The sequence below is a fragment of the Salinispora goodfellowii genome (assembly GCF_059570675.1).
The window spans coordinates 89,824-115,307 of sequence record NZ_JCANTD010000012.1; the positions used below are offsets into that span (position 1 = coordinate 89,824).

General features: G+C 70.9%; 21 protein-coding genes and 1 pseudogene. 14 read left to right on the top strand and 8 right to left on the bottom strand.

Annotated elements, in window-relative coordinates; all coding sequences use genetic code 11:
* Positions 1 to 70: 70 nt before the first annotated feature.
* From T398_RS14280 to rny, 5 genes and pseudogenes are all read left to right on the top strand, one after another.
* Positions 71 to 1,523: pseudogene (locus T398_RS14280) on the top strand (MFS transporter).
* Positions 1,514 to 1,714, top strand: coding sequence for a DUF3046 domain-containing protein (locus T398_RS14285; RefSeq protein ID WP_018220599.1), 201 nt, complete (start codon positions 1,514 to 1,516; stop codon positions 1,712 to 1,714). The pseudogene T398_RS14280 and the gene T398_RS14285 overlap by 10 nt, the downstream one beginning before the upstream one ends.
* Positions 1,715 to 1,895: 181 nt before the next feature.
* Positions 1,896 to 2,942 carry a recombinase RecA gene (gene recA, locus T398_RS14290; protein ID WP_018253569.1) on the top strand — a complete coding sequence of 349 codons (1,047 nt, stop codon included), beginning with the start codon at positions 1,896 to 1,898 and terminating at the stop codon, positions 2,940 to 2,942.
* Positions 2,943 to 2,946: 4 nt separating this feature from the next.
* The gene (locus tag T398_RS14295; protein ID WP_496447341.1) at positions 2,947 to 3,606 is read left to right on the top strand and encodes a regulatory protein RecX; all 660 of its coding nucleotides are present in this window, start codon (positions 2,947 to 2,949) and stop codon (positions 3,604 to 3,606) included.
* A 488-nt stretch (positions 3,607 to 4,094) separates the two neighbouring features.
* Positions 4,095 to 5,861, top strand: a complete 1,767-nt coding sequence (gene rny / locus T398_RS14300; RefSeq protein ID WP_496447343.1) for a ribonuclease Y — start codon at positions 4,095 to 4,097, stop codon at positions 5,859 to 5,861.
* Positions 5,862 to 6,005: 144 nt separating this feature from the next.
* On the opposite strand, the gene T398_RS14305 is transcribed toward rny, so the two are convergent.
* The 4 genes from T398_RS14305 to T398_RS14320 are packed head-to-tail and all read right to left on the bottom strand — an operon-like array spanning position 6,006 to position 9,475.
* Positions 6,006 to 7,034: an amino acid ABC transporter permease gene (locus T398_RS14305; protein ID WP_496447344.1), complete on the bottom strand. Its 1,029-nt coding sequence runs from the start codon at positions 7,032 to 7,034 to the stop codon at positions 6,006 to 6,008.
* Positions 7,031 to 7,738 carry an amino acid ABC transporter permease gene (locus tag T398_RS14310; protein ID WP_496447345.1) on the bottom strand — a complete coding sequence of 236 codons (708 nt, stop codon included), beginning with the start codon at positions 7,736 to 7,738 and terminating at the stop codon, positions 7,031 to 7,033. The genes T398_RS14305 and T398_RS14310 overlap by 4 nt, the downstream gene beginning before the upstream one ends.
* Before the next feature lie 41 nt (positions 7,739 to 7,779).
* Positions 7,780 to 8,664, bottom strand: a complete 885-nt coding sequence (locus tag T398_RS14315) for a glutamate ABC transporter substrate-binding protein (RefSeq protein ID WP_496447347.1) — start codon at positions 8,662 to 8,664, stop codon at positions 7,780 to 7,782.
* A 55-nt stretch (positions 8,665 to 8,719) separates the two neighbouring features.
* Positions 8,720 to 9,475, bottom strand: coding sequence for an amino acid ABC transporter ATP-binding protein (locus T398_RS14320; protein WP_496447394.1), 756 nt, complete (start codon positions 9,473 to 9,475; stop codon positions 8,720 to 8,722).
* 370 nt (positions 9,476 to 9,845) lie between these two features.
* Between T398_RS14320 and T398_RS14325 the strand changes: the two genes are divergently transcribed.
* From T398_RS14325 to miaB, 3 genes are all read left to right on the top strand, one after another.
* Positions 9,846 to 10,325, top strand: a complete 480-nt coding sequence (locus tag T398_RS14325; RefSeq protein WP_496447349.1) for a hypothetical protein — start codon at positions 9,846 to 9,848, stop codon at positions 10,323 to 10,325.
* Positions 10,326 to 10,582: 257 nt separating this feature from the next.
* Complete coding sequence (locus T398_RS14330; RefSeq protein WP_496447395.1) at positions 10,583 to 11,464, top strand: LLM class flavin-dependent oxidoreductase; 882 nt, start codon at positions 10,583 to 10,585, stop codon at positions 11,462 to 11,464.
* Positions 11,465 to 11,517: 53 nt separating this feature from the next.
* Complete coding sequence (gene miaB / locus T398_RS14335) at positions 11,518 to 13,017, top strand: tRNA (N6-isopentenyl adenosine(37)-C2)-methylthiotransferase MiaB (RefSeq protein ID WP_496447351.1); 1,500 nt, start codon at positions 11,518 to 11,520, stop codon at positions 13,015 to 13,017.
* Positions 13,018 to 13,179: 162 nt separating this feature from the next.
* On the opposite strand, the gene T398_RS14340 is transcribed toward miaB, so the two are convergent.
* Positions 13,180 to 14,388 carry a DUF349 domain-containing protein gene (locus T398_RS14340; RefSeq protein ID WP_496447352.1) on the bottom strand — a complete coding sequence of 403 codons (1,209 nt, stop codon included), beginning with the start codon at positions 14,386 to 14,388 and terminating at the stop codon, positions 13,180 to 13,182.
* 270 nt (positions 14,389 to 14,658) lie between these two features.
* Between T398_RS14340 and T398_RS14345 the strand changes: the two genes are divergently transcribed.
* From T398_RS14345 to dapF, 3 genes are read left to right on the top strand one after another with little or no spacing between them, the layout of a single operon-like run.
* Positions 14,659 to 15,534, top strand: a complete 876-nt coding sequence (locus tag T398_RS14345) for a class III extradiol ring-cleavage dioxygenase family protein (protein ID WP_496447354.1) — start codon at positions 14,659 to 14,661, stop codon at positions 15,532 to 15,534.
* Positions 15,483 to 16,556, top strand: a complete 1,074-nt coding sequence (miaA, locus tag T398_RS14350) for a tRNA (adenosine(37)-N6)-dimethylallyltransferase MiaA (RefSeq protein WP_496447356.1) — start codon at positions 15,483 to 15,485, stop codon at positions 16,554 to 16,556. The genes T398_RS14345 and miaA overlap by 52 nt, the downstream gene beginning before the upstream one ends.
* 7 nt (positions 16,557 to 16,563) lie before the next feature.
* The gene (dapF, locus tag T398_RS14355; RefSeq protein ID WP_496447358.1) at positions 16,564 to 17,406 is read left to right on the top strand and encodes a diaminopimelate epimerase; all 843 of its coding nucleotides are present in this window, start codon (positions 16,564 to 16,566) and stop codon (positions 17,404 to 17,406) included.
* A gap of 90 nt (positions 17,407 to 17,496) precedes the next feature.
* Here the strand turns inward: dapF and T398_RS14360 are convergent, their stop codons facing one another.
* Both T398_RS14360 and T398_RS14365 read right to left on the bottom strand, forming a co-directional pair.
* Positions 17,497 to 18,735, bottom strand: coding sequence for an aquaporin (locus tag T398_RS14360; protein ID WP_496447360.1), 1,239 nt, complete (start codon positions 18,733 to 18,735; stop codon positions 17,497 to 17,499).
* 131 nt (positions 18,736 to 18,866) lie between these two features.
* Positions 18,867 to 20,378, bottom strand: a complete 1,512-nt coding sequence (locus T398_RS14365) for an NAD-dependent malic enzyme (protein WP_496447362.1) — start codon at positions 20,376 to 20,378, stop codon at positions 18,867 to 18,869.
* 176 nt (positions 20,379 to 20,554) lie between these two features.
* Between T398_RS14365 and hflX the strand changes: the two genes are divergently transcribed.
* Both hflX and T398_RS14375 read left to right on the top strand, forming a co-directional pair.
* The gene (gene hflX / locus T398_RS14370; protein WP_496447363.1) at positions 20,555 to 22,039 is read left to right on the top strand and encodes a GTPase HflX; all 1,485 of its coding nucleotides are present in this window, start codon (positions 20,555 to 20,557) and stop codon (positions 22,037 to 22,039) included.
* A gap of 48 nt (positions 22,040 to 22,087) precedes the next feature.
* The gene (locus T398_RS14375) at positions 22,088 to 23,581 is read left to right on the top strand and encodes an SMP-30/gluconolactonase/LRE family protein (protein WP_496447365.1); all 1,494 of its coding nucleotides are present in this window, start codon (positions 22,088 to 22,090) and stop codon (positions 23,579 to 23,581) included.
* A gap of 26 nt (positions 23,582 to 23,607) precedes the next feature.
* On the opposite strand, the gene lexA is transcribed toward T398_RS14375, so the two are convergent.
* Positions 23,608 to 24,393 (bottom strand): transcriptional repressor LexA, encoded by a 786-nt coding sequence (gene lexA, locus T398_RS14380; protein ID WP_496447367.1) that lies wholly within the window; start codon positions 24,391 to 24,393, stop codon positions 23,608 to 23,610.
* A gap of 570 nt (positions 24,394 to 24,963) precedes the next feature.
* On the opposite strand from lexA, the gene nrdR reads away from it, so the two are divergent.
* Positions 24,964 to 25,428, top strand: a complete 465-nt coding sequence (gene nrdR, locus T398_RS14385) for a transcriptional regulator NrdR (RefSeq protein ID WP_018728461.1) — start codon at positions 24,964 to 24,966, stop codon at positions 25,426 to 25,428.
* Positions 25,429 to 25,484: the final 56 nt, after the last annotated feature.

Genomic DNA, 25,484 nt, shown 5'->3' on the forward strand with positions numbered 1-25,484 from the left:
TCGGGTTGGGGTGCCGGCGGCGCCGCCGCCGGCATCCCGGCGGTGCCCCGGTTGGGCGGGATGCGCAAGGATGGGTGTGCCGCTCACCCCTTACCTGTGGGAGTCGTCTGTGACTACCGACCTGACCGCGCCGGCCCGGGTCCGGTCGGATGTGGCGCCGATCCAACGGCGCACCCTGGGTCTGCTGTTCGGCACCCAGATCATCGGTGGCATCGGCGTCACCATCGGGGTCGCGGTCGGGGCGCTGCTCGCCGCCCGGATCGCTGGCACCGCGGTCGCCGGTCTGACCCAGAGCGCCGCCGTGGTGGGCGCCGCGCTGCTCGCCATCCCGATCACCCAGATCATGAACGGGCACGGGCGTCGTCCGGGACTGGTCGTCGCCTATCTGGTCGGCGCGGTCGGCGCGGTACTGGTGGTGCTCGCCGCGGTCACCCGGATCGTGCCGCTGCTCTTCCTCGGCAGTCTGCTGTTCGGCGGCGGCACCGCCGCGAACCTCCAAGCCCGCTACGCCGCGGTGGACCTCGCCGAACCGGCGCGTCGGGGCCGGCAGCTCGCCCTGATCGTCTGGGCCACCACCATCGGGGCGGTGGCCGCGCCGAACTTCGCGGCGCTCGCCGACACGGTCACCGGCGGGTGGGGGCTGCCGCCACTGGCCGGCCCGTTCGCCTTCAGCGCCGTCGCCTTCGTGCTGGCCGCCGGCGTACTCTTCGCCCTGCTGCGGCCTGACCCGCTGCGCACCGCGCGCCGGCTGGCGGCGGCCGAGGTGGCGGTCGCCCCGCCGCCCGTGGCCGCTCCGGTCACCGCCGCCCCCTCGGCCGCTCCGGTCACCGCCGCCCCCTCGGCCGCTGGGCTCCCGGTGGCCGAGCCCTCGCCACCCCCGAGCCCGGTGGCTCGGCGGGGCGGGGGGATGCGGGCGGCCTGGCAGGTGGTACGCGACCGCCCGGCGGCCCGGCTCGGTGTCGCGGCGGTGGCGGTCGGGCACGCGGTGATGGTGGCGGTGATGTCGATGACCCCGGTGCGGCTCGGCGAGTCGCACGGCGACGCGGACGTCCTACGGGTGGTCGGGATCGTGCTGAGCCTGCACATCGCCGGCATGTACGCGCTGGCCCCGCTGGTGGGCTGGCTCGCCGACCGGCTCGGCCGGCCGGCGGTCATCCTCGGCGGGGTGGGGCTGCTGCTCGCCGCCTGCGCCGTCGCCGGCACCGCCGGCCACCACACGCCGCAGCTCTCGGTGGGTCTGGTCCTGCTCGGGCTGGGCTGGTCCGGCACCATGGTGGGCGGCTCCACCCTGCTGTCGGAGTCGGTGCCGGCGGCGGTACGGCCGAGTGTGCAGGGCTTCGCTGACCTGACCATGGGGCTGGCCGGCGCCAGCGCCGCCGCGGTCAGCGGGTTCGTCATGCGGGCGGCCGGCTATCCGGTACTCACCCTGCTGGCGGCGATCGTGGCGGTGCCGTTGGTGGCGTTAGCGTTACGTCGGGGGCCCACCGAGGGTGCCGGACCGGGAGGATGACACGTGCGGCTGACCGACTTTTGGGCGCGGCTGGAGGAGGCGTTCGGGCCGGGCTACGCTGCCAGCATCGCCAGCGACCAGGTCCTGGCGCCCCTCGGCGAGCGGACGATCGAGCAGGCGCTCGCGGCGGGGGAGGAGACCCACGTCGTGTGGCGTGCGGTGGTCGCCGCGTACCCGGACCGGGTGCCCGCGCGGCTCCGTTGAACAGTCATTTCGTGACGTTCGCGGGTCATGCCGTCGCTCGTACACTTGTTCGGCTATTGTCCACAGCGAGGCGCTCGTCCACAGCTCACGGCATGGTCGCTGGTGTTCTGTCGGACCATGCGCCTAGCGTGTCCGCGTGACGCGAAGCTCAGCGAAGTCGGCGAAGGCAGGGGTAGCGACGATGGCGGCAGTGCCTGATCGGGAGAGGGCACTCGACCTTGCTCTCGCTCAGATCGACAAACAGTTCGGCAAGGGTTCGGTGATGCGACTGGGGGAGCGCCCAGTTGTGCAGACCGCGGTGGTTCCGACCGGGTCCATCGCGTTGGATGTGGCCCTCGGCGTGGGCGGCCTGCCCCGGGGGCGGGTCATCGAGGTCTACGGCCCGGAGAGCAGCGGTAAGACGACGGTGGCGCTGCACGCGGTGGCCAACGCCCAGCGCTCCGGCGGCATCGCGGCCTTCGTTGACGCCGAGCACGCCCTCGACCCGGAATACGCCCGGGCCCTCGGCGTCGACACCGACGCCCTGCTGGTCTCCCAGCCGGACACCGGCGAGCAGGCCCTGGAGATCGCGGACATGCTGGTCCGTTCCGGTGCGCTCGACATCATCGTCATCGACTCGGTGGCCGCGCTGGTGCCGCGCGCCGAGATCGAGGGTGAGATGGGCGACAGCCACGTGGGTCTCCAGGCTCGGCTGATGAGTCAGGCCCTGCGCAAGATGACTGGTGTGCTCAGTCACACCGGCACGACGGCGGTCTTCATCAACCAGCTCCGCGAGAAGATCGGCGTCATGTTCGGCAGCCCCGAGACCACCACCGGTGGGCGGGCGTTGAAGTTCTACGCCTCGGTCCGGCTCGACGTGCGCCGCATCGAGAGCCTCAAGGACGGCACCGACGTGGTCGGTAACCGCACCCGGGTCAAGGTCGTGAAGAACAAGGTGGCCGCGCCGTTCAAGCAGGCCGAGTTCGACATCATGTACGGCAAGGGGATCTCCCGCGAGGGGTCGCTGATCGACGTCGGCGTCGAGCAGGCGATCATCCGGAAGTCCGGCGCGTGGTACACCTACGAGGGCGACCAGCTCGGCCAGGGCAAGGAGAAGGCCCGCGAGTTCCTTCGGGAGAACCCGGACGTGGCTGCCGAGATCGAGAAGAAGATCCTGGAGAAGCTCGGCGTCGGTGCCGGCGCGGGTGACGCCGCTGGCGGTCCGGAGTTGCCGCCGGTCGACTTCTGAGTACGTGACGTCACGACGAGCCCGTGCGGGGCGGGGGTGGGACGCCAGCCCACCGCGCACGGGTGATGCCGCCGCGGCGGCTCCCCGCCGCGGCGGACGTAACGCCGACGCCGCGACCAGCTCGGCCTCGCCCACGGACGAGGCCGAGCTGGCGCGGGAGTTCTGCCTGCGGCAGCTCGCCGTGCGTCCGCGTACCCGGGCCGAGCTGGCCCGGGCGCTGACCCGGCGAGGTATCTCGGCGGAGGTCGCCACCGCGGTCCTCGACCGCTACGACGAGGTCGGCATGATCGATGACGCGGCCTTCGCGCGGGCCTGGGTCTCCAGCCGGCACGCCGGCCGTGGCCTCGCCCGCCGTGCCCTCGCCACCGAGCTGCGCCAACGTGGCGTCGATGGTGACGTGGCGAAGGCCGCGCTCGGTGCGCTGGACGACGAGACCGAGGCGGAGACGGCCCGGGCCCTGGCGGAGCGGAAGCTGCGTTCCACCCGGGGCGAGCCGGACGCGGTGTTTCGGCGACTGGTCGGCATGCTGGCCCGCAAGGGCTACTCGCCGGGGGTGGCGATTCGGGCGGTGAAGGAGGCGCTCGCGGCGCAGAGCGCCGAGGCGGCCGAGTTCGCGGAGCAGATCGACGCGGAGGTGTTCAGCGACACCGAGGTCGATCCCTGACCAAGGGCTTACGTGAACGATTGGTCGCCGTCACGCCAACAAAGGCAATCATATCCCTTTTAGATGCTTTTATCCGATCAGTGATCAGCGCTGCGTAACGCTGTAAATTCTCTCCGTTCGGATGTATTGATCATGGTTTCCTTGACCGGACCGGCTCCGGGGACCTAGCCTCGCCATAAGGCTCACATTGCCCGACCAGCGCAGGCAAAGCGCACAACATAGATCGTGTAACAGAACCGCATCACTTTGGCCGATTCGTTGGCCCTGTGTCCGCTCCGGACCCGGCCGGTCCGGAGTCGACGCGACAACTGCAACTCCCGTCGGCAGCGCCGCCACGGCACCGCCGACGGGAGGGCTCCCCTTTCGGTCAGCCGCTCCGGTCGGGCGTCCAGAGCCGCGGGAGCGCGCCCACCGCACGTTGCCGGCGGCGCGACGGTCAAGGGGAGGCGCGCGATGGCAAGGCGGCAGGGGTCGACAGGAAGTTCACCATGAACGGGTTCGACGCGGTCCTCCTCGTGGCCGTCCTGCTGCTCACCGCCGTCGTGGTCGGTGCGGTGCTGGTGGGCGTCCGGGCCGTCCGCGGCATCGCCGGCACCGCACGCCCCGAGGACCCGACCTTCATCGCGGAGAAAGACCGCCAGGAGCAATCCCTCGCCGCGCTGCGGTCGGCCGCCGACGAGGCGAGCAGCACCATCGACGCGGCGAAGTCCGCCGCCGCCGCGGCCCGCACCGAAGCCGCCGCCGCCCGCGCCGAGGCCAAGGCCGCCCGCGCCGAAGCCCGCCGGGTGCTCGACGGTGCCCGCGCCGAAGCCGACACCATCCTGGAACGAGTGCACAAGCAGGCCGAGGCCGAAGCCGAACAGCTACGGACTGCCGCCCGGCGCGGCGGAGAACGGGAAGCCGCCGTCCTCGCCGCGACCACCCGGGAACAGGCGGCCGAGGTGGAGCGGCGGGCCGCCCGGATGGACGACCGGGAGCGGCTGCACGCCGAGGAGGTCGAGCGGCTCGCCGAGCGGGATCGCCAGCTCGGCGTCGCCAACGCCGCTCTGGAGGCCCGGGAGTCGGCGCTCGCCGAGCGGGACCGGGAGCTGGAGCAGGCCGAGCAGCAGCGCCGCCGCGAGCTGGAGCGGGTCGCGGGGCTCACCGCGGAGGCGGCCCGCGGCGAACTGGTCGAGGCGATCGAGGCGCAGGCCAAGCGGGAAGCCGCGCTGCTCGTACGGGACATCGAGGCCGAGGCGCGCAGCACGGGCGAGGACCGCGCCCGGCACATCGTGGTTGACGCGATCCAGCGGGTGGCCAGCGAGCAGACCGCGGAGAGCGTGGTCAGCGTGCTGCACCTGCCCGGTGACGAGATGAAGGGTCGGATCATCGGTCGGGAAGGGCGCAACATCCGCACCTTCGAATCGGTCACCGGAGTCAACCTGATCATCGACGACACCCCGGAGGCGGTGCTGCTCTCCTGCTTCGACCCGGTGCGTCGGGAGGTCGGCCGGCTCACCCTGGAGAAGCTCGTCCTGGACGGGCGGATCCACCCGCACCGGATCGAGGAGGTGTACGACCTGGCCCGGCAGGAGGTGGCGCAGCTCTGCCAGCGTGCCGCCGAGGATGCCCTGGTCGAGGTCGGCATCACCGAGATCCACCCCGAGCTGGTCGGCCTGCTGGGCCGGCTGCGCTACCGCACCTCGTACGGGCAGAACGTGCTCAAGCACCTCGTCGAGAGCGCCCACATCGCCGGGATCATGGCCGCTGAGCTGCGGCTGGACGTGCCGACAATCAAACGGTGCGCGTTCCTGCACGACATTGGCAAGGCGCTCACCCACGAGGTCGAGGGCAGTCACGCCATCGTCGGTGCTGATGTCGCCCGCAAGTACGGCGAGAGCGAGGACGTCGTGCACGCCATCGAGGCACATCACAATGAGGTGCCGCCGCAGACCGTCGAGGCGGTGCTCACCCAGGCCTCGGATGCCTGCTCCGGGGGGCGGCCGGGAGCCCGCCGGGAGAGCCTGGAGGCGTACGTGCGGCGGCTGGAGCGGATCGAGGAGATCGCGGGGGACAAGCTCGGCGTGGAGCGGGTCTTCGCGATGCAGGCGGGCCGGGAGGTCCGGGTGATGGTCCGGCCGGACGACGTTGACGACATCAGCGCCTCCGTGCTGGCTCGGGACGTGGCCAAGCAGATCGAGGAGGAGCTGACCTATCCGGGGCAGATCCGGGTCACCGTGGTCCGCGAGTCCCGGGTCACCGAGATCGCCCGCTGACTCGAGTGCACCCGTGCCAGTTTGTGCCTGGGGGCGCCACCGCATGACTGCGGAGGCCGGTTCGCGGAAGCTGTTGTGCGTCCACCGAGCCGGGGGAGCGCGACGCCGGCCCGGGGCGGGGCCGGCCGTCGCGCGGGGGTTCGATCAGTTGCCGCCAGCGCCACCGCCACCGCCAGCGCCACCGCCACCGCCAGCGCCACCGCCACCGCCACCGCCAGCGCCCTCGGCTTGCGAGGTGAGGGCGGCGGGCGGCAACTGCGGGGCTGGCCGGTCGGTGGTGCGCCGGCCGCGGGAGAGCCGGTGCTGGACGGCCTGGGCCAGCTTCGACAGCGAGTAGTTCACGGCGATGAACAGCACGGCGAGCACGGTGTAGACCTGGATCGGGTTGCCCAACACACCGATGATCTGCTTGCCGATGTTGAGCGTCTCCTCATAGCTGATGATGAAACCGAGTGAGGTGTCCTTCAGGACCACCACGAGCTGGCTGATCAGCGCGGGAAGCATGATCCGGAATGCCTGCGGAAGCAGGATCATCCGGGTGGTCTGCAGCGGGGCGAGACCGATCGCGGCGGCGGCCTCGGCCTGCCCGCCGGCGAGGCCCTGCATGCCGGAGCGGAGAATCTCGGCGATCACCACGGAGTTGTAGATGGTGAGGCCGATGACCAGGTACCAGAGAGCGTCGAAGGTGATGCCGAACTCGGGAAACCCACGCGCCACGAAGAAGATCGTGATGACGACGGGGAGACCTCGGAAGACCTCGACGCAGACCCGGGTCACGGCCGACAGCGTGCGGTTCAGCCCGCGCAGCAGGTAGGCCAGGGGGGCGGCGAGCCCAGCGTAGCGGCGTTGGGCCAGGCCCTTGAGCTGGATCCGGAGCACCGCCAGCAGGGTGCCGACCACCAGCGAGGTGACGATGGCCAGCGCCGCCGCGATGAGGGTGTTCCTGATGCCGACGCCGAGCCGTTCCCAGACCGCGGCGAAGTTCTCGTTCCCGGGGTCGATCAACGGACCCCACAGCTCCATCGAGAACTGGCCGGTCTCATCCAGCGGCCGGTAGATCAGGAAGTACGCGCCGACCAGCAGCCCGATGAGGGCGGCGACGCTGCTCACCAGGGTGATTCGACGCTGCCGGGGCCCGGGGACGTCGTAGAGGACGCTGCTCTGCTGGGTCATCGAGCCACCGCCTGTCGTCGTTCGACCCGGTCGAGGAGCGCACCCAGAGGTACAGTCATGATCAGGTATCCGATCGAGATGCCGATGGCGACCGGGATGAAGGGTTCGCCCCCAGCTGAGGTGAGTTGGTCCGCGGTCTGGGACAGATCGCCGACGACACCGAAGAAGCCGACCAGGGCCGAATTCTTGATCATCGCGATGATCACGGACCCGAGTGGAACGGCCGACGCCGTCCACGACTGCGGTAGCACCACGTGCCGCAGATTCTGGATGAAGGTCAGCCCGAGTGACCGGGCCGCCTCCGCTTGGCCGGCGGGCACCGCGTTCACGCCGGAGCGCAGCGCCTCGCAGACGAACGCGGCGGTGTAGAGCACCAGAGCGATCAGCCCGAAGCGGAAGTAGGGCAGGTCGGTGCCGAGCCGGCTGAACACGATGTCGAGCCCGGGGATACGGAGGAAGTCCGCGTTGGAGCCGAGCGCGGGGAGGCCGAAGGCGGCGAAGAACAGGACAATGGTCAGCGGCAGGTTACGGAAGGTGTTGACGTAGGCGGTGCCGAGCGCCCGCAGCGGCGGCACCGGGGAGATCCGCAGCACCGCCACGACGGAGCCCAGGATCAGGGCGCCGATCGCGGCGAGGAAGCAGATCTGGAGGGTGAGCCAGAATCCACCCGCGAAGACGTCGAACTTGTCGATGAGCACACTCACGGTCGGTCTCTCTCCCCACCCTCCAGATCAGCTAGATCTGATCAGTAGCGGTCGATGGTCGGCGGCGTGCCCAGCTCGGCACCGAACGTGCCGGCGGTCTCGTCCCACGCCTGCTGCCAGCTGTCGTCGGCGTACGCCTTCTCCAGGACGTCGTTGATGAAGTCGCGGAACTCGGTGTCGTCCTTCTTCACCCCGATGCCGTAGGGCTCCTTGGTGAAGTTCTCGCCGGCCAGCTTGAAGGCGTCCTCATCGTTCGCGATGTAGCCGAGCAGGATCACGTTGTCCGTGGTGACGGCGTCAACCTGGCCACTCTGGAGTGCGTCCCGGCACTTGTCGTAGGTGTCGAACGGCACCAGCTGGGAGGGAATATCCTTGAGGTACTGCTTGATCTCCTCGATCGGCGTGGAGCCGGTCACCGAGCAGATCTTCTTGGTGCCGTCCTGGAACGACTCCGGACCGGTGATCGAGGTGTCGTCCTTCTTCACCATGATGTTCTGGCCGGCCTCGTAGTACGGCCCGGCGAAGGCGACCCGCTCCTTGCGCTCATCCTTGATCGTGTAGGTAGCGACGATCATGTCGACGCTGCCATCAGCGATCTTGTCCTCGCGGACCTTCGACGGGGTCTCCACCCACTCGATCTTGTCCTCGGGAATGCCCAGCTCCGCAGCGATGATCTTCGCGATCTCGACGTCGAAGCCTTCCGGCTCGCCGGACAGGCCCTTGAGGCCGAAGCCCGGCTGGTCGAACTTGGTGCCGATCGTGATCGCCTGGGCCTCGTTCAGGCGCTCCATGGTGCTGCCGGCGGCGAAGGACTTGTCGCTGCCGGCGTTGCTGGTGTCCTCGTCGGTGTCGTCGTCACCACAGGCGGTCAGGCCGAGTGCCAGTGCGGCAACCGCGGCGAGCACCGCCGCGCGCTTGGTACGCATATCTGTCTCCTTCTTCGACGGGGCGGGCCGGGGGCGGCACGCCCACAACGGACGCCTAGTGCGTGAGGATCTTGGATAGGAAGTCCTTGGCCCGTTCGCTGCGTGGGTTGGCGAAGAACTCCGTCGGGGGTGCGTCCTCGACGAGTTGCCCGTCGGCCATGAAGACCACCCGGTTGGCCGCGTGGCGGGCGAAACCCATCTCGTGGGTGACCACGACCATCGTCATGCCCTCGCGGGCCAGGGAGGTCATCACGTCCAGCACCTCGCCGACCATCTCCGGGTCGAGGGCGCTGGTCGGCTCGTCGAAGAGCATCGCCTTGGGCTGCATCGCCAACGCCCGGGCGATCGCCACCCGCTGCTGCTGACCGCCGGAGAGCTGGGCCGGGAACTTGTCGGCCTGGTTGGCGATGCCGACCCGGTCCAGCAGGGCCAGGCCGCGTTCGCGGGCCACCGCCGGCTTCTCCCGGCGGACCTTGATCGGCCCGAGGGTCACGTTCTCCAGGATGGTCTTGTGCGCGAAGAGGTTGAACGACTGGAACACCATCCCGACCTCGCTGCGCAGCTTGGCCAGTGCGCGGCCCTCGGCCGGCAGCGGCTGGCCGTCGAAGGTGATGCTGCCGGAGGTGATCGGCTCCAGTCGGTTGATGGTGCGGCAGAGCGTCGACTTGCCGGAGCCGGACGGCCCGATCACCACGACGACCTCGCCGCGCCCGACCGACAGCGAGACGTTGTCCAGTACGTGCAGCGGCCCGAACCACTTGTTGACCGATTCCAGCACGATGAGCGGTTCGCTCGTCGTCACGTCGTCCACCGTCCCTGTCGTCACGGGTGGGAGGCCGAATGACCTCCGGTTGGCAAACTCTAGGCGGGGAGATGTGGCGTGGGGCGGCCCAGATGGTCACGGAGCCGTAACACCCTTCCGCGATGAGCTGGGGAGTCCTCTGTTCCGGACCGCGCGGTGGCCTCGTGGGGCTGGATTGACTCCGTGTCGTGCGGTATGGCGCTGCCTTATACCCGATAAAGTGTCATCTTCCGGCTGGCTATCGCATCATCACTCGAGGGAATTTTGCCCGGAATGGTCACAGACCGGTAACTTGCCCCCGGCTGGGGCTAAATGCCCCCCACCATCGTCAGTAAGGCCCGATCCGGGGCCAGTGAGACGATCGCAGCGAGGAGGCGGCATGACCGAGCTGTGGAACTGGAGAATCGACCAGGTACGGCCGACGGAGGTCTGGCCGGCGCTGGCCGAGGCGCTCGGCCGGGTGGTGATGCCGCTGGCCGTCGCCGACCCGGCACGACTGCCGAAATACGCCGTGGTCTGCGACATCTGGCAGGCACCGGGAGAGTTCGCCACCATCGTCGACTGCTACGGCGTGCCGGACACCCTCGCCGAGCTGCCCAGCATCGCGACCCTGGCCCGGCTGCTGGACCGCAACTGCGTGCTGCGCGACGACACCCTCGACGAGACCCGGCACCTGCTGGTGGCCCCGGACGGGACGATCCGCCCGGTGCACTTCGACGTCCGGGAGACCGACGACGGCGAGGTGCTCAGCCACCAACGGCTCTGCACCGCGGCCACCCCGGGCTGTCGCGGCTGGTCCCGGTGCCACCGCTCCCGTTGGGCCCCCGACTCGGTGCTGCCGGCCCTCGCCGCCGCCTGACCCGCGGGAAGCGCGAGGTGCTCCACCGCCGCGCGGATCAGCGACCACAACCCGCTGGTCGCGACAGTGGGGTACGCCGGGTCCACCCTGATCGCCAGTTTCTGCGGGCTCAGCCCGGAAATAGGGCGAAATCGTTAGGCTGAGGTCGTGCAGCTGCCGCGACCTGGAAGCCGTACCTGCCGCTCCCACCCGGGCCGGCGGGGCCGCCCGACGTCACCGACGCCGGTGGCGGAGACCGCGAAGGCGGGTGGTTGACCATGCGGATCGGCGTGCTCATCCTGCCCTCCGCGCCCTGGGACGAGGCCCAGCAGATGTGGCGGAAGGCCGAAGAGCTGGGGCTCGCCCACGCCTGGACGAGCGATCACATCGGCTGGCAGGACATGGTCGGTAAGGAGTGGTATGCGGCGGTGCCGACCATGGCCGCCGCGTCGGTCATCACCCGACAGATCAACCTCGGCACCCTCGTCTCGTCGCCGAACTTTCGACACCCGGTGCCGTACGCCAAGGAGGTCGTCACCCTCCATGAGCTCAGCGGCGGGCGCTTCATCCTGGGTCTCGGTGCCGGCGGGAGTGGAATCGACGCCACCGCCCGCGGTCAGGAGCCGGAATGGACGCCCGTCGAACGTGCCGAGCGGTTCGCCGAGTTCGTGGAGCTGACGGCGGAGCTGCTGGCCAACCCCGTCACCGATGCCGATGGCAAGTACTACCAGGCGCGACAGGCGCCCATCTGGCCGGTGGACTCCTCGCCCGCCCATATCCCGTTGGCGATCGCCGCCAACGGTCCCCGTGGCATGGCCCTGGCCGCACGCCACGGCGACATCTGGGTGACCAACGGCCGGTCGCCGCGCAACGGGGTCGTCCCCCCGGTGGCCCGGCCCGATGACGTCGCGGGACAGATTCGCCAGCTGGCCGACATCTGCGAGAAGGCCGGCCGCGACCCGGCAACCCAGCGCCGGCTGTTGATGTACGTGAACCGGGAGCCGACGGCGCTCGCCTCCCTCGACGTGTTCCGGGAGACCGTTGACACGTACCGCCAGATCGGGATCACGGACCTGGTGGTGCCGTTTCCCGGGCAGGCGCCCTTCGATACCAGCATGGCGGTGCTCGAGCAGGTAGCCGGGGTCCTGTCCGACCTGTGAGGCGGTAGCTCGACTCCGGTCCATCCGGGCGGCCCGGATAGGCTGTCGAGGTCATGACTACCGCAGCGGCGAGCAGCCCCCGCACCTACCAGGTGCGCACCTACGGCTGCCAGATGAACGTGCACGACTCCGAGCGCATCTCCGGCCTCCTCGAGCAGGCCGGCTACCTGCGGGCCGGGGCCGCCGACGACACCCCGGACGTGGTGGTCTTCAACACCTGCGCCGTGCGGGAGAACGCCGACAACCGGCTCTACGGCAACCTCGGTCAGCTGCGCCCTCGTAAGAACCAGCACCCGGAGATGCAGATCGCGGTGGGCGGCTGCCTGGCGCAGAAGGACCGTAGCGAGATCGTCCGCCGGGCGCCCTGGGTGGACGTGGTCTTCGGCACGCACAACATCGGGTCGTTGCCGGTGCTGCTGGAGCGGGCCCGGCACAACGCCGCCGCCGAGGTGGAGATCCTCGAGTCCCTCGAGGTCTTTCCGAGCACCCTGCCGACCCGGCGGGAGTCAACCTACGCCGGTTGGGTGTCGATCTCGGTTGGCTGTAACAACACCTGCACGTTCTGCATCGTGCCGGCGCTGCGCGGCAAGGAGCGGGACCGCCGCCCCGGCGACATCCTCTCCGAGGTACGCGCCCTGGTTGACGAGGGTGTGTTGGAGGTGACCCTGCTCGGGCAGAACGTCAACTCCTACGGCATCGAGTTCGGCGACCGGTACGCGTTCGGCAAGCTGCTGCGCGCCTGCGGCGACATCGACGGTCTGGAGCGGGTGCGGTTCACCAGCCCGCATCCGAAGGACTTCACCGACGACGTGATCGCCGCGATGGCCGAGACACCGAACGTCTGCCCCTCGCTGCACATGCCGCTGCAGTCCGGCTCCGACGACGTGCTGCGGGCCATGCGACGTTCGTACCGGTCGGAGCGGTTCCTGGGCATCATCGAGAAGGTGCGGGCGGCGATGCCGGACGCGGCGATCACCACGGACATCATCGTCGGCTTTCCCGGCGAGACTGAGGCCGACTTCGAACGCACCCTCGACGTGGTCCGCGCGGCCCGGTTCTCCTCGGCCTTCACCTTCCAGTACTCCAAGCGCCCCGGCACCCCCGCCGCGACGATGGCCGACCAGCTGCCGAAGGCGGTGGTGCAGGAGCGCTACGAGCGGCTGATCGACTGCGTCGAGGAGATCACCTGGGCGGAGAACCAGCGGCTGCAGGGGAAGACCGTCGAGGTGCTGGTGGCCGTCGGTGAGGGACGCAAGGACGAGCGCACCGGCCGGCTGTCCGGGCGGGCCCGCGACGGCCGACTGGTGCACTTCGACGCCGGCAGCCGCACCGGGCAGATCCGCCCCGGCGACATCGTGCAGAGCGTGGTCACCTACGCCGCCCCACACCACCTCAACGCCGACGGTGAGCCGCTCGCGCACCGGCGTACCCGGGCCGGCGACGCGGCCGAGGCGGGGCACCGACCGCGTACGGCCGGGGTGTCGCTCGGGCTGCCCACCGTCGGCGCCCCGCCGCCGATGCCCCCCGCGGCCTCGTCGGCCTGCTCCTGCTGACACCGGGGCTGATGCGGCGGGGGTGACCCTCCTGCCGCCCGGAGCTGAACACGCCCGGAGCTGAACAAGCCCGGAGCTGAACACGCCCGGGGCCCCGGTTCACGAGGAACCGGGGCCCCGGTTCACGAGGAACCGGGGCCCCGGGACGGCCTGACTAACGGATCAGCTGGACTGCTCCGCCAGGCTGAGGAACTGACGCTTGGAGCTGAGGGCCTGCTCGGCGTCCCGGACCCGCCGGGCATCACCGGCGGCCTTCGCCCGGGTCAGCCGCTCCTCGGCCTCGGCGACCTGCGCCCGCATCTGCGCGAGCAGGGGGTTGTCCTGCGGAGCGGTGCGCCGCCACGCGGAGTCCATCACCTCGCGAACCTTGTCGTCGACCGCGCGCAGTCGACGCTCCAGGCCCCCCGCCGCCTCCCGGGGCACCCGTCCGGCCTCGTGCCACTGCGCCTGGATCTCCCGGAGTCTCGCCTGCGCACCCTTCGGGTCGCCGTCGACATCCAGCGCCTCGGCCTCCGCCAGGAGCGCCTGCTTACGCTCCAGGTTGGCGCGCTGCTCGTTGTCCCGGGCGGAGAAGACCTCGCTGCGCCGGGTGAAGAACGTGTCCTGTGCGGCCCGGAACTTCTCCCAGAGTCGCTGCTCGGCCTCCTTCGACGCCCGGGGCGCGACGCGCCACTGGCTCATCAGTTCCTTGAGCTGGCCGGCGGTGTGGGCCCACTCGGTCGAGTCCTGGAGCTTCTCGGCCTCGACGACCAGCTCCTCCTTGATCGCCTGCGCCTGCTTCCGCTGCGCGTCCAGCGAGGCGAAGTGGGCGCCCCGGCGGCGGGTGAAGCCATCCCGGGCCGCCGCGAACCGCTTCCACAGCTCACCGTCGGTCTTCCGGTCCACCCCGCGGATCGACTTCCACTCCCCGAGGATCTCCTTGAACCGGTCGCCGGCGGTCTTCCAGCCGGTCGACTCGGCGGCCAGCTTCTCGGCCTCCTCCATCAGTGCGGTCTTGCGGGCCAGGGCCTCGCTCCGGGCGGCGTCGCGGGCGGCCCGAGCCTCGGTGGCTTTCTCCTCCGCGAGGGTGGCGAGCCGGTCCAGCCGGTTGGCGAGGCGGTCGATGTCGCCCACGACGTGCGCCTCGGCCAGCGAGGCGCGCAGCCGGCGGAATGTGCTGAGCGAGTGGCTCGCATCAGCCGCGCCCGAGTTGAGTCTCGCCTCGGCCAGCCCCACCTCGGTGATCAGATCGGCGAACCGGCGAGCGAAGTGCGCCAGCCCCTCCTCCGGTGCACCCGCCTGCCAGGAACCGACCACCCGCTCGCCCTCAGCGGTTTTCACATAGACGGTGCCGTCCGCGTCCACCCGTCCGAAGGCAGTCCAGTCGCTCATGTGCCCATCCTCGTTCTCCCGGCGTCACGGGTGAGTCCCGCGAGCGCCGCCACGGCGCAGCCCAACGTTCTCCACGGCATTGTCACAGGTGTGCCCCCGACTCCGTCGAGCGCCTATCGCCGACCGTGACCATACGGTGTCCTAGCGCCCCGACGGGCCGGGATGGGGCGAGTGTCGGAAACCTCCGTTCGGTCGCACTCGCCAGTAGCCGGAATTCCGGGCTCCGGCCGCGGGAAGGCGCGCGGCGGTGCGTTCGGAGCAGCGGCTACCGTGACCCTCGTGCCCCTGGTCGCCGCCGCCGTCTGCCCGCATCCGCCGTTGCTCGTCCCCGAGGTGGCGGGCGCCACCTCCGCCGAGCTGGACGAGCTGCGCGCCGCCTGTGACGGGGCGGTGGCCCGGCTGCTCGCCGCCGAGCCGGATCGGATTGTGATGATCGGGTGTGGGCCAGCGACCGCGACCTTCGGCGCCGCGGAACACGGCTCGTTCCATCGGTACGGGATCCACCGCCGGGTGCCGCTGTCGCCAGCAGACGCCGGGGACCGCACTGATGCGGCCGCTGCCGGGCCGGCGCGGCTGCCGCTGAGTCTGACGATCGGGGCGTGGCTGCTCGATCGCGCTGGCACGGCGCTGCCCCGTTCCGCGGTGGCGGTCGCGGCCGACGAGCCCGCCGCCCGCTGCGCCGCCCTCGGCGCGGGCCTGCTCAACCCAGGCCCGTCCGAAGCGGACCTGCTCAACCCGGACCTGCTCAACGCGGCTCGGCTCGGCTCGGTGACCGGGAACGCGTCGGGTGGTGATGCGTCCGGCCGGCTCGGGTTGCTCGTCCTGGGCGACGGGTCGGCCTGCCGGGTGGAGTGGTCACCCGGCTACGACGATCCACGCGCCGAGCCGTACGACCGGGCGGTGGCGCGGGCCCTGGCCGGTGCGGACCCGGCTGCCCTCGCTGCGTTGGACGCGGAGCTGTCGGCGGGGCTCAAGGCCACCGGCCGCGCGCCCTGGCAGGTGCTGGCCGGCGCGGTCCGGGCGGCTGGGGACTCCTGGCGTGGTGAGCTGGCCTACGCCGCGGCACCCTACGGGGTGACCTACCTCGTCGCCTCGTGGGCGCCGACGGGAGCGGCCCGGTGCGCGTCGACGGGAGCGGCCCGGTGAGCGTCGCCGACGCGGCCGACGGTGCTCGCCGGGCGGCGGAGGCGGCCGTTGGCGCGGCTGACGGTGCTGACCTGGCAGCGGGCACGGTGCCGGCTGGCGATGCCCCGTCCGCAGCGGGCACGGTGGTGGGCGTGGTCGGTCCGACCGCAGCCGGGAAGTCGGCGTTGAGTATCGCCCTCGCCCACGCGCTCGACGGTGAGGTGGTCAACGCCGACTCGATGCAGCTCTACCGGGGCATGGATATCGGCACCGCCAAACTGACCGTCGGCGAACGTGCCGGGGTGCCGCACCACCTGCTGGACATCTGGCCGGTGACCGAGCCGGCGAGCGTCGCCGAGTACCAGCGGCTCGCCCGCGCGGCGATTGACGACATCGTGGCCCGGGGGCGGGTGCCGCTGCTGGTCGGCGGTTCGGGCCTCTACCTCCGCGCCGTGCTGGAACGCTTCGAGTTCCCTGGCACGGATCCGGTGCTCCGGCAACGGCTGGAGGCGGAGCTGGCGCAGGCCGGCCCGGCTGCCCTGCACGAGCGACTGCGTGCGGTTGACCCCGACGCGGCGGCGAACATCCTGCCCGGCAACGGCCGGCGGATCGTCCGTGCGTTGGAGGTGATCGAGCTGACCGGTGCGCCCTTCGCCGCCGCGCTGCCGGACCCCAGCCCGTACTATCGGTCGGTGCAGGTCGGCGTCGACCTGGACACCACTCAGCTCGACGAGCGGATCGCACTGCGGGTGGACCGGATGTGGGCCGACGGCCTGGTGGCCGAGACCCGGGTGCTGGCCGACCAGGGGTTGGCCGCGGGCCGTACGGCCAGCCGTGCCCTCGGTTATCAGCAGGTCCTGCGGTTCCTGGCCGGAGAGCTGACCGAGTCCGAGGCGTACCAGGAGACGATCCGCGCCACCCGCCGGTTTGTCCGTCGCCAGCGGTCCTGGTTTCGCCGGGACCCGCGAATCACCTGGCTCGACTCGGCCGGAGCCGGGCTGGTGGCAGAGGCGCTGCGAGTGGTCCGGCCCACTGCGCGATGATGGGGTCGTGGAGTTCACCAAGGGGCATGGCACCGGCAACGACTTCGTGATCCTGCCCGATCCCGACGGCACCCTGGAGTTGACCCCGGACCTGGTCGCGGCCCTGTGCGATCGGCGCCAGGGGATCGGTGGGGACGGCGTACTGCGGGTGGTCCGCGCCGCACGGCACCCCGACGGGGCGGCCCTCGCCGGTGCGGCCGAATGGTTCATGGACTACTGGAACTCCGACGGCTCGGTGGCCGAGATGTGTGGCAACGGCGCCCGGGTCTTCCTCCGCTACCTGCTGGAAACCGGGCTGGCGGTGCCGTCGGACGCGGCACTGCCGGTGGCCACCCGCGCCGGTCTCGTGCGGGCGCGGGTGGCGGGGGAGGAACTGGCGGTCGAGATGCGGCGGCCCCGGTTGACCGACTCCTCGTTCGCCGTGCTCGGCGGGCTGGCCCTGCCCGGCACGGCGGTTGATGTCGGCAACCCGCACCTGGTCTGCCCGGTGCCGGCCGGGCTGGAGTTGGCGGCTCTCGACCTGACCCGGGCACCGGAGTTCGACCCGGCGATCTTCCCGGCGGGGGTCAATGTCGAGTTCATCAGCCCCGGGAGCCCGACGGACGGCGTCGATGGCCACGTTCGGATGCGGGTCTACGAGCGGGGTAGCGCGGAGACGCGCTCCTGCGGCACCGGTGCGTGTGCGGTGGCCGCGGTCGTCCTGCGGGACGCGGGCCGGGACACCGGCGTGGTCGCCGTGGACGTGCCCGGTGGTCGGCTGGTGGTGACCCAGACCGCCCAGAGCTGTTGGTTGGCGGGGCCCGCCGTACTGGTGGCGAGCGGTGAGGTGGCGCGCGCGGCGCTGGCCTGATCAGCCGGCGGTGGCCCGGGCTCGTCTGGGGCGGGTGGTTGCGTTGGTGCGCCAGCCACACGGCCGTGCGCGTCGGCCCACAAGATTCCGCTACGGGGTGTTACCTGGTGTGCGGCGTAGCTCCGCGAGTAGTTGCTCCACCCGGTTCCGGATCTCATCGCGGATCGGGCGGATTGCCTCGACGCTCAGGCCGGCCGGGTCGTCGAGATCCCAGTTCTCGTGGCGTCCGCCCGGAGAGTCGGGAAGATCACTGCGGTATCCGATGGTGATGATGACGTCAGCGGCCGCCGCGGTCGCGGGCCGCAGCAGCGTCGGTACCTGACCGGTGATGTCGATGCCGACCTCCCACATGGCCACCGCGGCGGCGGGGTCGACCTGGCGGGCGGGGGCGGAGCCGGCGGAGCGCACCTCGACGCTGTCGCCGCCGAGCTGGCGTAGCCAACCGGCGGCCAGCTGTGAGCCGCCCGCGTCGTGGCGGCAGACGAACAGCACCGAGGGTTTGCCGACTCCGGGGTGCTCCTCGTCGATCTGGTGCGAGCTGGGTGGTGGCTTGACCGGGGATCGACGGCGGTCCACTCGACGGGTCGGTAGCCCCGGGCTTCCCGTCACTGCCGGCTCCGCGGGGACGACAACCTGGTCGGCGGCGGCACCGGCGTCGGGGTAGAGGGCGGTGAGCAGGACGACGCCGACGGCGAGTCCGGCCAGCTGGGCCAGGATGAAACCGGGCACCGAGGTGGGGGCGATGCCGGCGAAGGTGTCGGAGAACGCCCGGCCGATGGTGACCGCGGGATTGGCGAAGGAGGTGGACGAGGTGAACCAGGACGCCGCCCCGATGTAGGCGCCGACGGCGGCCGGGGCGGCCGAGGAACGTCCGGACCGGGCGAGGGCGAAGATCAGTAGGACCAGTCCGGAGGTGGCGACAACCTCACCGACCCAGAGGTGCCAGGCGGCCCGTTCCCGGCCGGCGAAGTCGATCACGGCGAGGTCGAACATCAGGTGCGCCAGCACCGCACCGGCGATCCCGCCGAGGATCTGGGCCCCGCCGTAGGCGCCCAGGGCGCTGGCGGTAAGACCGGTGCCGGAGCGCCGCCCGAGGAACCAGTCGGCGGCGGAGACGACCGGGTTGAAGTGCGCCCCGGAGACCGGTCCGAAGATCAGGATCAGGGTGCCGAGGGTGAAGGCGGTGGTGATCGAGTTTGCCAGCAGCTGCAGGCCGACCTGGTCGGGGGCGAGGGTGGTCGCCACGATTCCGGAGCTGACCACGGCGGTGACCAGCAGGGCGGTGCCGGTGAACTCAGCCAGCAGGCGTCGCCACAGGGCGCTGGTCATCGCTTGGTATCCCACCATCCGCGGTTGCCGAGGACCGGGGAGCTGCGATTACCAGCTGTGGTGCGGCCCAAACCACCCCCCGGGATCACCTGCTCGTCGAGGCGATCCCGGGGGTGGTGGAAGGCGGTGGCCTAGGGGGTGGCGCTCGCGGTGGCGGCGATCTCGGGCAGGTCGGCCGGGCCGGGGTCGGCGGCGGGCGGCGGGGTGGTCGCCGGGTTCTGCGCGGCGGCGCGGACGGCCGCGGCGACGGCCGGGGCCACCCGGGAGTCGAAGACGCTGGGGACGATGACCGTTGGGTTGATCTTTTCCTCGCCGACGACGTCGGCGATGGCCCGGGCCGCGGCGATCGCCATCTCCTCCGTGAAGCCCTCCGCGTGCGCGTCCAGCATCCCCCGGAACACGCCGGGGAAGGCCAACACGTTGTTGATCTGGTTGGGCTGGTCGGAGCGGCCGGTGGCGACCACGGCGGCGTGCTTGCGCGCCTCCCGCGGGTCCACCTCCGGGTCCGGGTTCGCCAGCGCGAACACGATCGCGTCCTTGGCCATGGCGGCGATGTCGTCCCCGGTGAGCAGGTTGGGGGCGCTCACGCCGATGAAGACGTCCGCGTCCCGTACCGCCCCGGCCAGGTCGCCGGAGTAGTTCTCCCGGTTCGTGTGCTCGGCCAGCCACTGCCAGGCCGGGTTCAGCCCGGTCATCCCGCGGTGCAGCGCGCCCTGCCGGTCGTACGCGATGATGTCGCCCACGCCCTGGCGCAGCAGCAGCTTCATGATCGCGGTGCCGGCGGCGCCCGCGCCGGAGACCACCACCCGGACCTGTGCCAGTTCCTTACCGACGACGCGGAGCGCGTTGGTCAGCGCGGCCAGCACACAGATCGCCGTGCCGTGCTGGTCGTCGTGGAAGACCGGAATGTCCAGCGCCGCGCGCAGCTGTGCCTCGATCTCGAAGCAGCGCGGCGCGGCGATGTCCTCCAGGTTGATCCCGCCGTACGCGGGTGCGATCGCCTTGACGATCGACACGATCTCGTCGGTGTCCTGGGTGTCGAGCACCACGGGCCAGGCGTCCACCCCGCCGAAGCGCTTGAACAGCGCCGCCTTGCCCTCCATCACCGGCAGCGACGCCGCCGGCCCCAGGTTGCCCAGGCCGAGTACGGCGGAGCCGTCGCTGACCACCGCCACCGTGTTGCGTTTGATGGTCAGGCGCCGCGCGTCCGCCGGGTTCTCCGCGATGGCCTGGCAGACCCGGGCCACCCCCGGGGTGTACGCCCGGGACAGTTCGTCCCGGGTGCGCAGCGCGACCTTCGGGCTGACTTCGATCTTGCCGCCGAGGTGCAGCAGGAACGTGCGGTCGGAGACCTTACGCACGTCAACCCCGTCGAGCGCGGTGAGCGCGTCAACCACCTGGTCGGCGTGGTTGGCGTCGGCGGTGTCGCAGGTCAGGTCGACGGTGACGTGGGTGTGGTCGGAGTCGACCACGTCGAGCGCGGTGACGATTGCTCCGGCCTCGCCGACCGTGGTGGTCAACCGCCCAATGGAGGAGGCATCCGCGGTTACTGCGATCCGGACCGTGATCGAGAATCCGGCACTCGGCAGTCGGGTGGTGGCCACACAGTTCCTTCCGATGACGCTGAACGACTCGCCCCGCATTTCTACTCGCCCGCGGTATCGGCACCGCATCCGACCCCGTTACCAGCGGGTAGCCCGGGCATATTGCCGATGCGGGTGGCGTTGTCACATGTCAGGATTGCGGGGAGCCGGTCGCAATTTCCCGGCAGCACGGTGGGCAAACAGCCAGCCGACGGTAACCAGACAGGGAGCGCGGTTTGCGAGAGCAGGAGACCTTCCTTCCCGACGAGGGCGACGAGTTCGACGCCACCACCGGTGAGTTCGAGCTGTCGGAGCGGCAGGCGCTGCGGCGGGTACCCGGCCTCTCCACCGAGCTGACCGACATTACCGAGGTCGAGTATCGCCAACTCCGACTGGAGCGGGTCGTCCTGGTCGGGGTGTGGACCGAGGGCTCACAGCAGGACGCCGAGAATTCCCTCGCCGAGCTGGCGGCGCTGGCCGAGACGGCCGGTTCGCAGGTGCTCGAGGGGCTGATCCAACGCCGGCAACGGCCCGACCCGGCCACCTACGTTGGCCGGGGCAAGGTGACTGACCTGGGGGCGGCCGTGCTCGCCAGCGGCGCCGACACGGTGATCTGCGACGGTGAGCTCAGCCCGTCCCAGCTGCGCAACCTGGAGCAGCGCACCAAGGTGAAGGTCGTCGATCGTACCGCCCTGATTCTGGATATCTTCGCCCAGCACGCGAAGAGCCGGGAGGGTAAGGCGCAGGTCGAGTTGGCCCAGCTGGAGTACCTGCTACCCCGGCTGCGGGGCTGGGGTGACACCCTCTCCCGGCAGAGCGGTGGATCAGGCCGCGGCGGTGGCGCTGGCGGCGGCGTGGGTCTGCGTGGCCCGGGTGAGACCAAGTTGGAGACCGACCGCCGGCGGATCCGGCAGCGCATCGCCCGGCTGCGCCGGGAGATCAAGGGCATGCGCACGGTACGCCAGACCAAGCGTGCCCGTCGCTATCGCAACGCGGTCCCGGCGGTGGCCATCGCGGGCTACACGAACGCCGGCAAGTCCAGCCTGCTGAACCAGCTGACCGGGGCCGGGGTGCTGGTGGAGAATGCCCTTTTCGCCACGCTGGACCCGACGATCCGGAAGGCGACCACCGCCGACGGGCGTCACTTCACCTTCTCCGACACGGTGGGCTTCGTCCGGCATCTGCCGCACCAGATCGTCGAGGCGTTTCGCTCCACCCTTGAGGAGGTGGCGGAGGCCGACCTGGTGGTGCATGTCGTCGACGGCACCCACCCGGACCCGGAAGAGCAGGTTCGTGCCGTCCGGGCGGTCCTCGCCGAGGTGGGCGCCGACCGGCTGCCGGAGCTGCTGGTGGTCAACAAGACCGACGCCGCCGGCGAGGAGACCCTGCTCCGGCTCAAGCGGCGCTGGCCGGAGGCGATCTTCGTCTCCGCGCACTCCGGGTCTGGCATCGTCGACCTGCGTGGTGCGGTCGAGGCCCGGCTGCCCCGTCCGGCCGTGGAGGTCCGCGCGGTCCTGCCCTACGAGCGGGGTGACCTGGTGGCCCGGGCGCACCAGCGGGGTGAGGTGCTCAGCACGGTGCACCTGCCCGAGGGCACCCTGCTCCAGGCCCGGGTCGATGCGGCGCTGGCCGCCGAGTTGACGCCCTTCCGGTCGACCGAGGCGGCCGGTTCCGAGCCGGCGACGGAGCCGGCGGCGGCGGGCGTCGGGGCGCGTTCGTAGCTGTTGCGGTTGGGCGGCGGTGGACCGCCGTCATGCGACACTGTGCTGATGCGTCGCTTCCTCACCCTGACCACGGGTGCTCTCAGCCTGCTGGGGGCAGCCGCGGTTGCCATCGGTGTAGTCCTGGTCATGGTGCCGTCGCCGGCCGCGGCCGAGGGGCAGAAGCGGTGCACCGTCACCGACGATCGGCTGCGGGAACTGTCCGGGCTGGTGGCCACCGAGACCGGCTACATCGTCATCAACGACAGCACTGACGTGGAGAGCCACAAGCGGGTCTTCTTTCTGGACGCCGACTGCGAGGTCGCCGGGGACCCGGTCAGCTACTCCGTCAGCGGTCCCCTGGACACCGAGGACCTGGCGTTGGCGCCGGACGGAAAGACCCTCTGGGTCGCCGACACCGGCGACAACGTGACCAGCAGCAACCGTCGGGAGCGGGTCGCGGTGTGGAGCATGCCGGTGAGCGGTGACGAAAGGCTTACGCTGCACCGCCTCGCCTACCCGGACAACGAGCCGCGGGACGCCGAGGCCCTGGTCATCGACGATGACGGCATCCCGATGATCATTACCAAGGTCGCCTCGGGCAAGGCCGAGATCTTCACCGTTGACGGGGAGCTACCCAGCGGTGACACCGAACCGGGGAAGATGAAGAAACTCGGCGAGGTGGAGTTGCCGACGACCGAGACCGAGAACGCGTTCGGGGCGCTCGGGCGCACGGCGATCACCGGGGCCGCCCGTTCCCCGGATGGTGCTCGGGTGGTGCTGCGCACCTATGCGGACGCCTTCGAGTACGACGTCGTCGACGGCGACCTCGTGACGGCGCTGACGACGACGGAACCGCGGGTGACTCCGCTCGCGGATCCGTTCGGTGAGGCGATCACCTACACCCCGGATGGCAAGACCTTTCTGACCGTCTCCGACGGCGGCCAGCTCGACGACGGCGAGCCGATCGACATCTTGTCGTACACGCCGACGGCGAAGCCGGAGTCCGCCCCGCAGACGAACGCTGACGGAGCAGAGGAGTCGATGGCCTCCTGGTTCGACAGCCTCTCCCTGCAGGAGAAGGTGTACCTGGCCGTCGCCGGCGTGGGCCTGATCGGGGTGGGGCTGGTCGGGGCGGGCATGACCGGCGTCGTACGGGCGCGGCGGCGACCGGCCGAGGCGACGGGTGCCGGCGGGTCGGCCGAGGACCGTGGTTCACGCGACGCCGCCGACCGCCCTCGCGGTGCGGTTTACGGCGGCGCGCCGCCCGCCGGGGGCCACGGGGTGCGTCGGGAGCCGGGCCGGGCGGCGGCTCCGGCTGACAAGCGTGAGCATGGCGGTGGTCGTCCGGCGGAGGGGGGCCGTCCCGCCGCTGGTGTCTACGGCCGGCAGCCCGCCGGCGGTGCTGGTGGGTCTCGTCCCGCCGCGGGCGGCGGTCAGGGCGCCGATGGCGGACGTTCGGCCGGCGGGGGTGTGTACGGCGGGGGAGCCGGCGGTGGAGTGCGTGGCGGTGGTCGTGCCCGGCCACCGCGGCGTGACGACGGCGGGCACGGCCGTTACTGAGCCGGCTGTACGGCGGCTACCACGGGTCAGATGCGGCGGAGCACGGTGACGACCCGGCCCATGATGGTGGCGTCGTCGCCGGGGATGGGGTCGAAGGCCGGGTTCTGCGGCATCAGCCAGACGTGTCCGTCCCGCCGCCGGTAGGTCTTCACCGTCGCCTCGCCGTCCAGCATGGCGGCCACGATGTCGCCGGATTCGGCGGTGGGTTGCTGTCGGACGACGACCCAGTCGCCGTCGCAGATCGCCGCGTCCAGCATCGAGTCGCCCTTGACCTGAAGCATGAAGACCTCCCCCTCGCCGACCAACTCGCGGGGGAGGGGGAAGATGTCCTCGATGGCCTGTTCGGCGAGGATGGGACCGCCGGCGGCGATTCGGCCCAGCATCGGCACGTAGGCCGGGGCTGGCCGCTGTGCGATCGCCGCCTCGTCGTCGAGGGCGTCGCTGGGTGGCCGGACGTCAACTGCGCGTGGGCGGTTTGGGTCGCGGCGCAGAAAGCCCTTCTTCTCCAGCTCTTTGAGCTGGTAGGCGACGCTGGACGGGGAGACCAACCCGACCGCCTCACCGATCTCGCGCACGCTTGGCGGGTAGCCGTGCCGCTCGACCCAGGTGCGAATGAACTCCAGGATCCGCCGTTGCCGGGTGGTGAGGTCAACGGTCGCCGGCTCGGGGTAGGCGCTGACGACGGGGGTGACCGGACGCACAGCGGGCGAACCGGTGCGGCCCCGCGCGACACGTCGACGGCGGGTGCTCGCCGGCCCCGCTTCGGTGATCTGCTGCGGGCCCTTCGGCCGGTTGGTCCGGTCCTCGGTCACGTCCGTCCTCCCTGGTCGGCGCTTGGATGCCCCGTCGCTCGTGGGGTTGGCTCACGGCGGAAGCCGTCATGAACCGGTCGTCCCTGACCGTATAGGCGAGATCAGCCTTCTTCAAACATCTGTACGATCTTGATTGGCGTGTCGGGGTGGTTCTCGCCTGGGTCGTACTCCTGTTCTGGTAAATAGTACGACGGGTCGTACTTGTGTGCTAATTGTGGGCCGCAGGGGGCGGTTGTGCTCGGTGCCCGTAGCGATTCGGGGTCGAAGTGGGTTGACATTCTCGGTGGCGCTGGCCCGGTCGGGTGGGTCGTGTGGCGGGGGTGATCCAGGTCGCTTGGTGACGCGCCGGACAGGTCCGCCAACTTGACCTCGGTTCGCCGGCGGCATACGGTCGACCCCTAGATGTAGTAGTCATTGGGCCTTAGTTGCCTATAGGTTGGGTTCGACTACGGACCGCACTTCACCCGCCAGCACGGCGAAGACCGTCGAAATGATGGCTCCGCCGTGGTGAGGCGTGCCCGGGGGTGCGGGCCCGTTCGGGCCCACGGCCGACGAAGGAGGTCGGGCTCCATGCGGTGTCCGTACTGCCGGCACCCCGACTCCCGGGTCGTTGACTCGCGGGAGGCCGACGACGGCCAGCTGATCCGGCGCCGGCGCTCCTGCCCGGAGTGCGGCAAGCGGTTCACCACGGTGGAGGAGGCCGTCCTCGCGGTCGTCAAGCGCAGCGGGGTCACCGAACCCTTCAGCCGTACGAAGATCATCGGCGGGGTGCGTAGGGCGTGCCAGGGCCGTCCGGTTGACGACGACTCCATTGCCCTGCTGGCGCAGAAGGTCGAGGAGACCGTGCGTGCCAAGGGCGCTGCCGAGCTTCCCAGCCACGAGGTCGGGCTGGCCATCCTGGGGCCGCTGCAGGACCTGGACGAGGTGGCCTACCTCCGGTTTGCCAGTGTCTACCGGTCGTTTGAGTCGCTCGCCGACTTCGAGCGGGAGATCGAGACGCTGCGGACCGCGGCGCAGGTCCGCGAGGGAGGCTGAGGCGGTCGGGGCAGCAGGCCGCACCAGAACGTGCCGCGGGTGAGACGCGGCCGGGT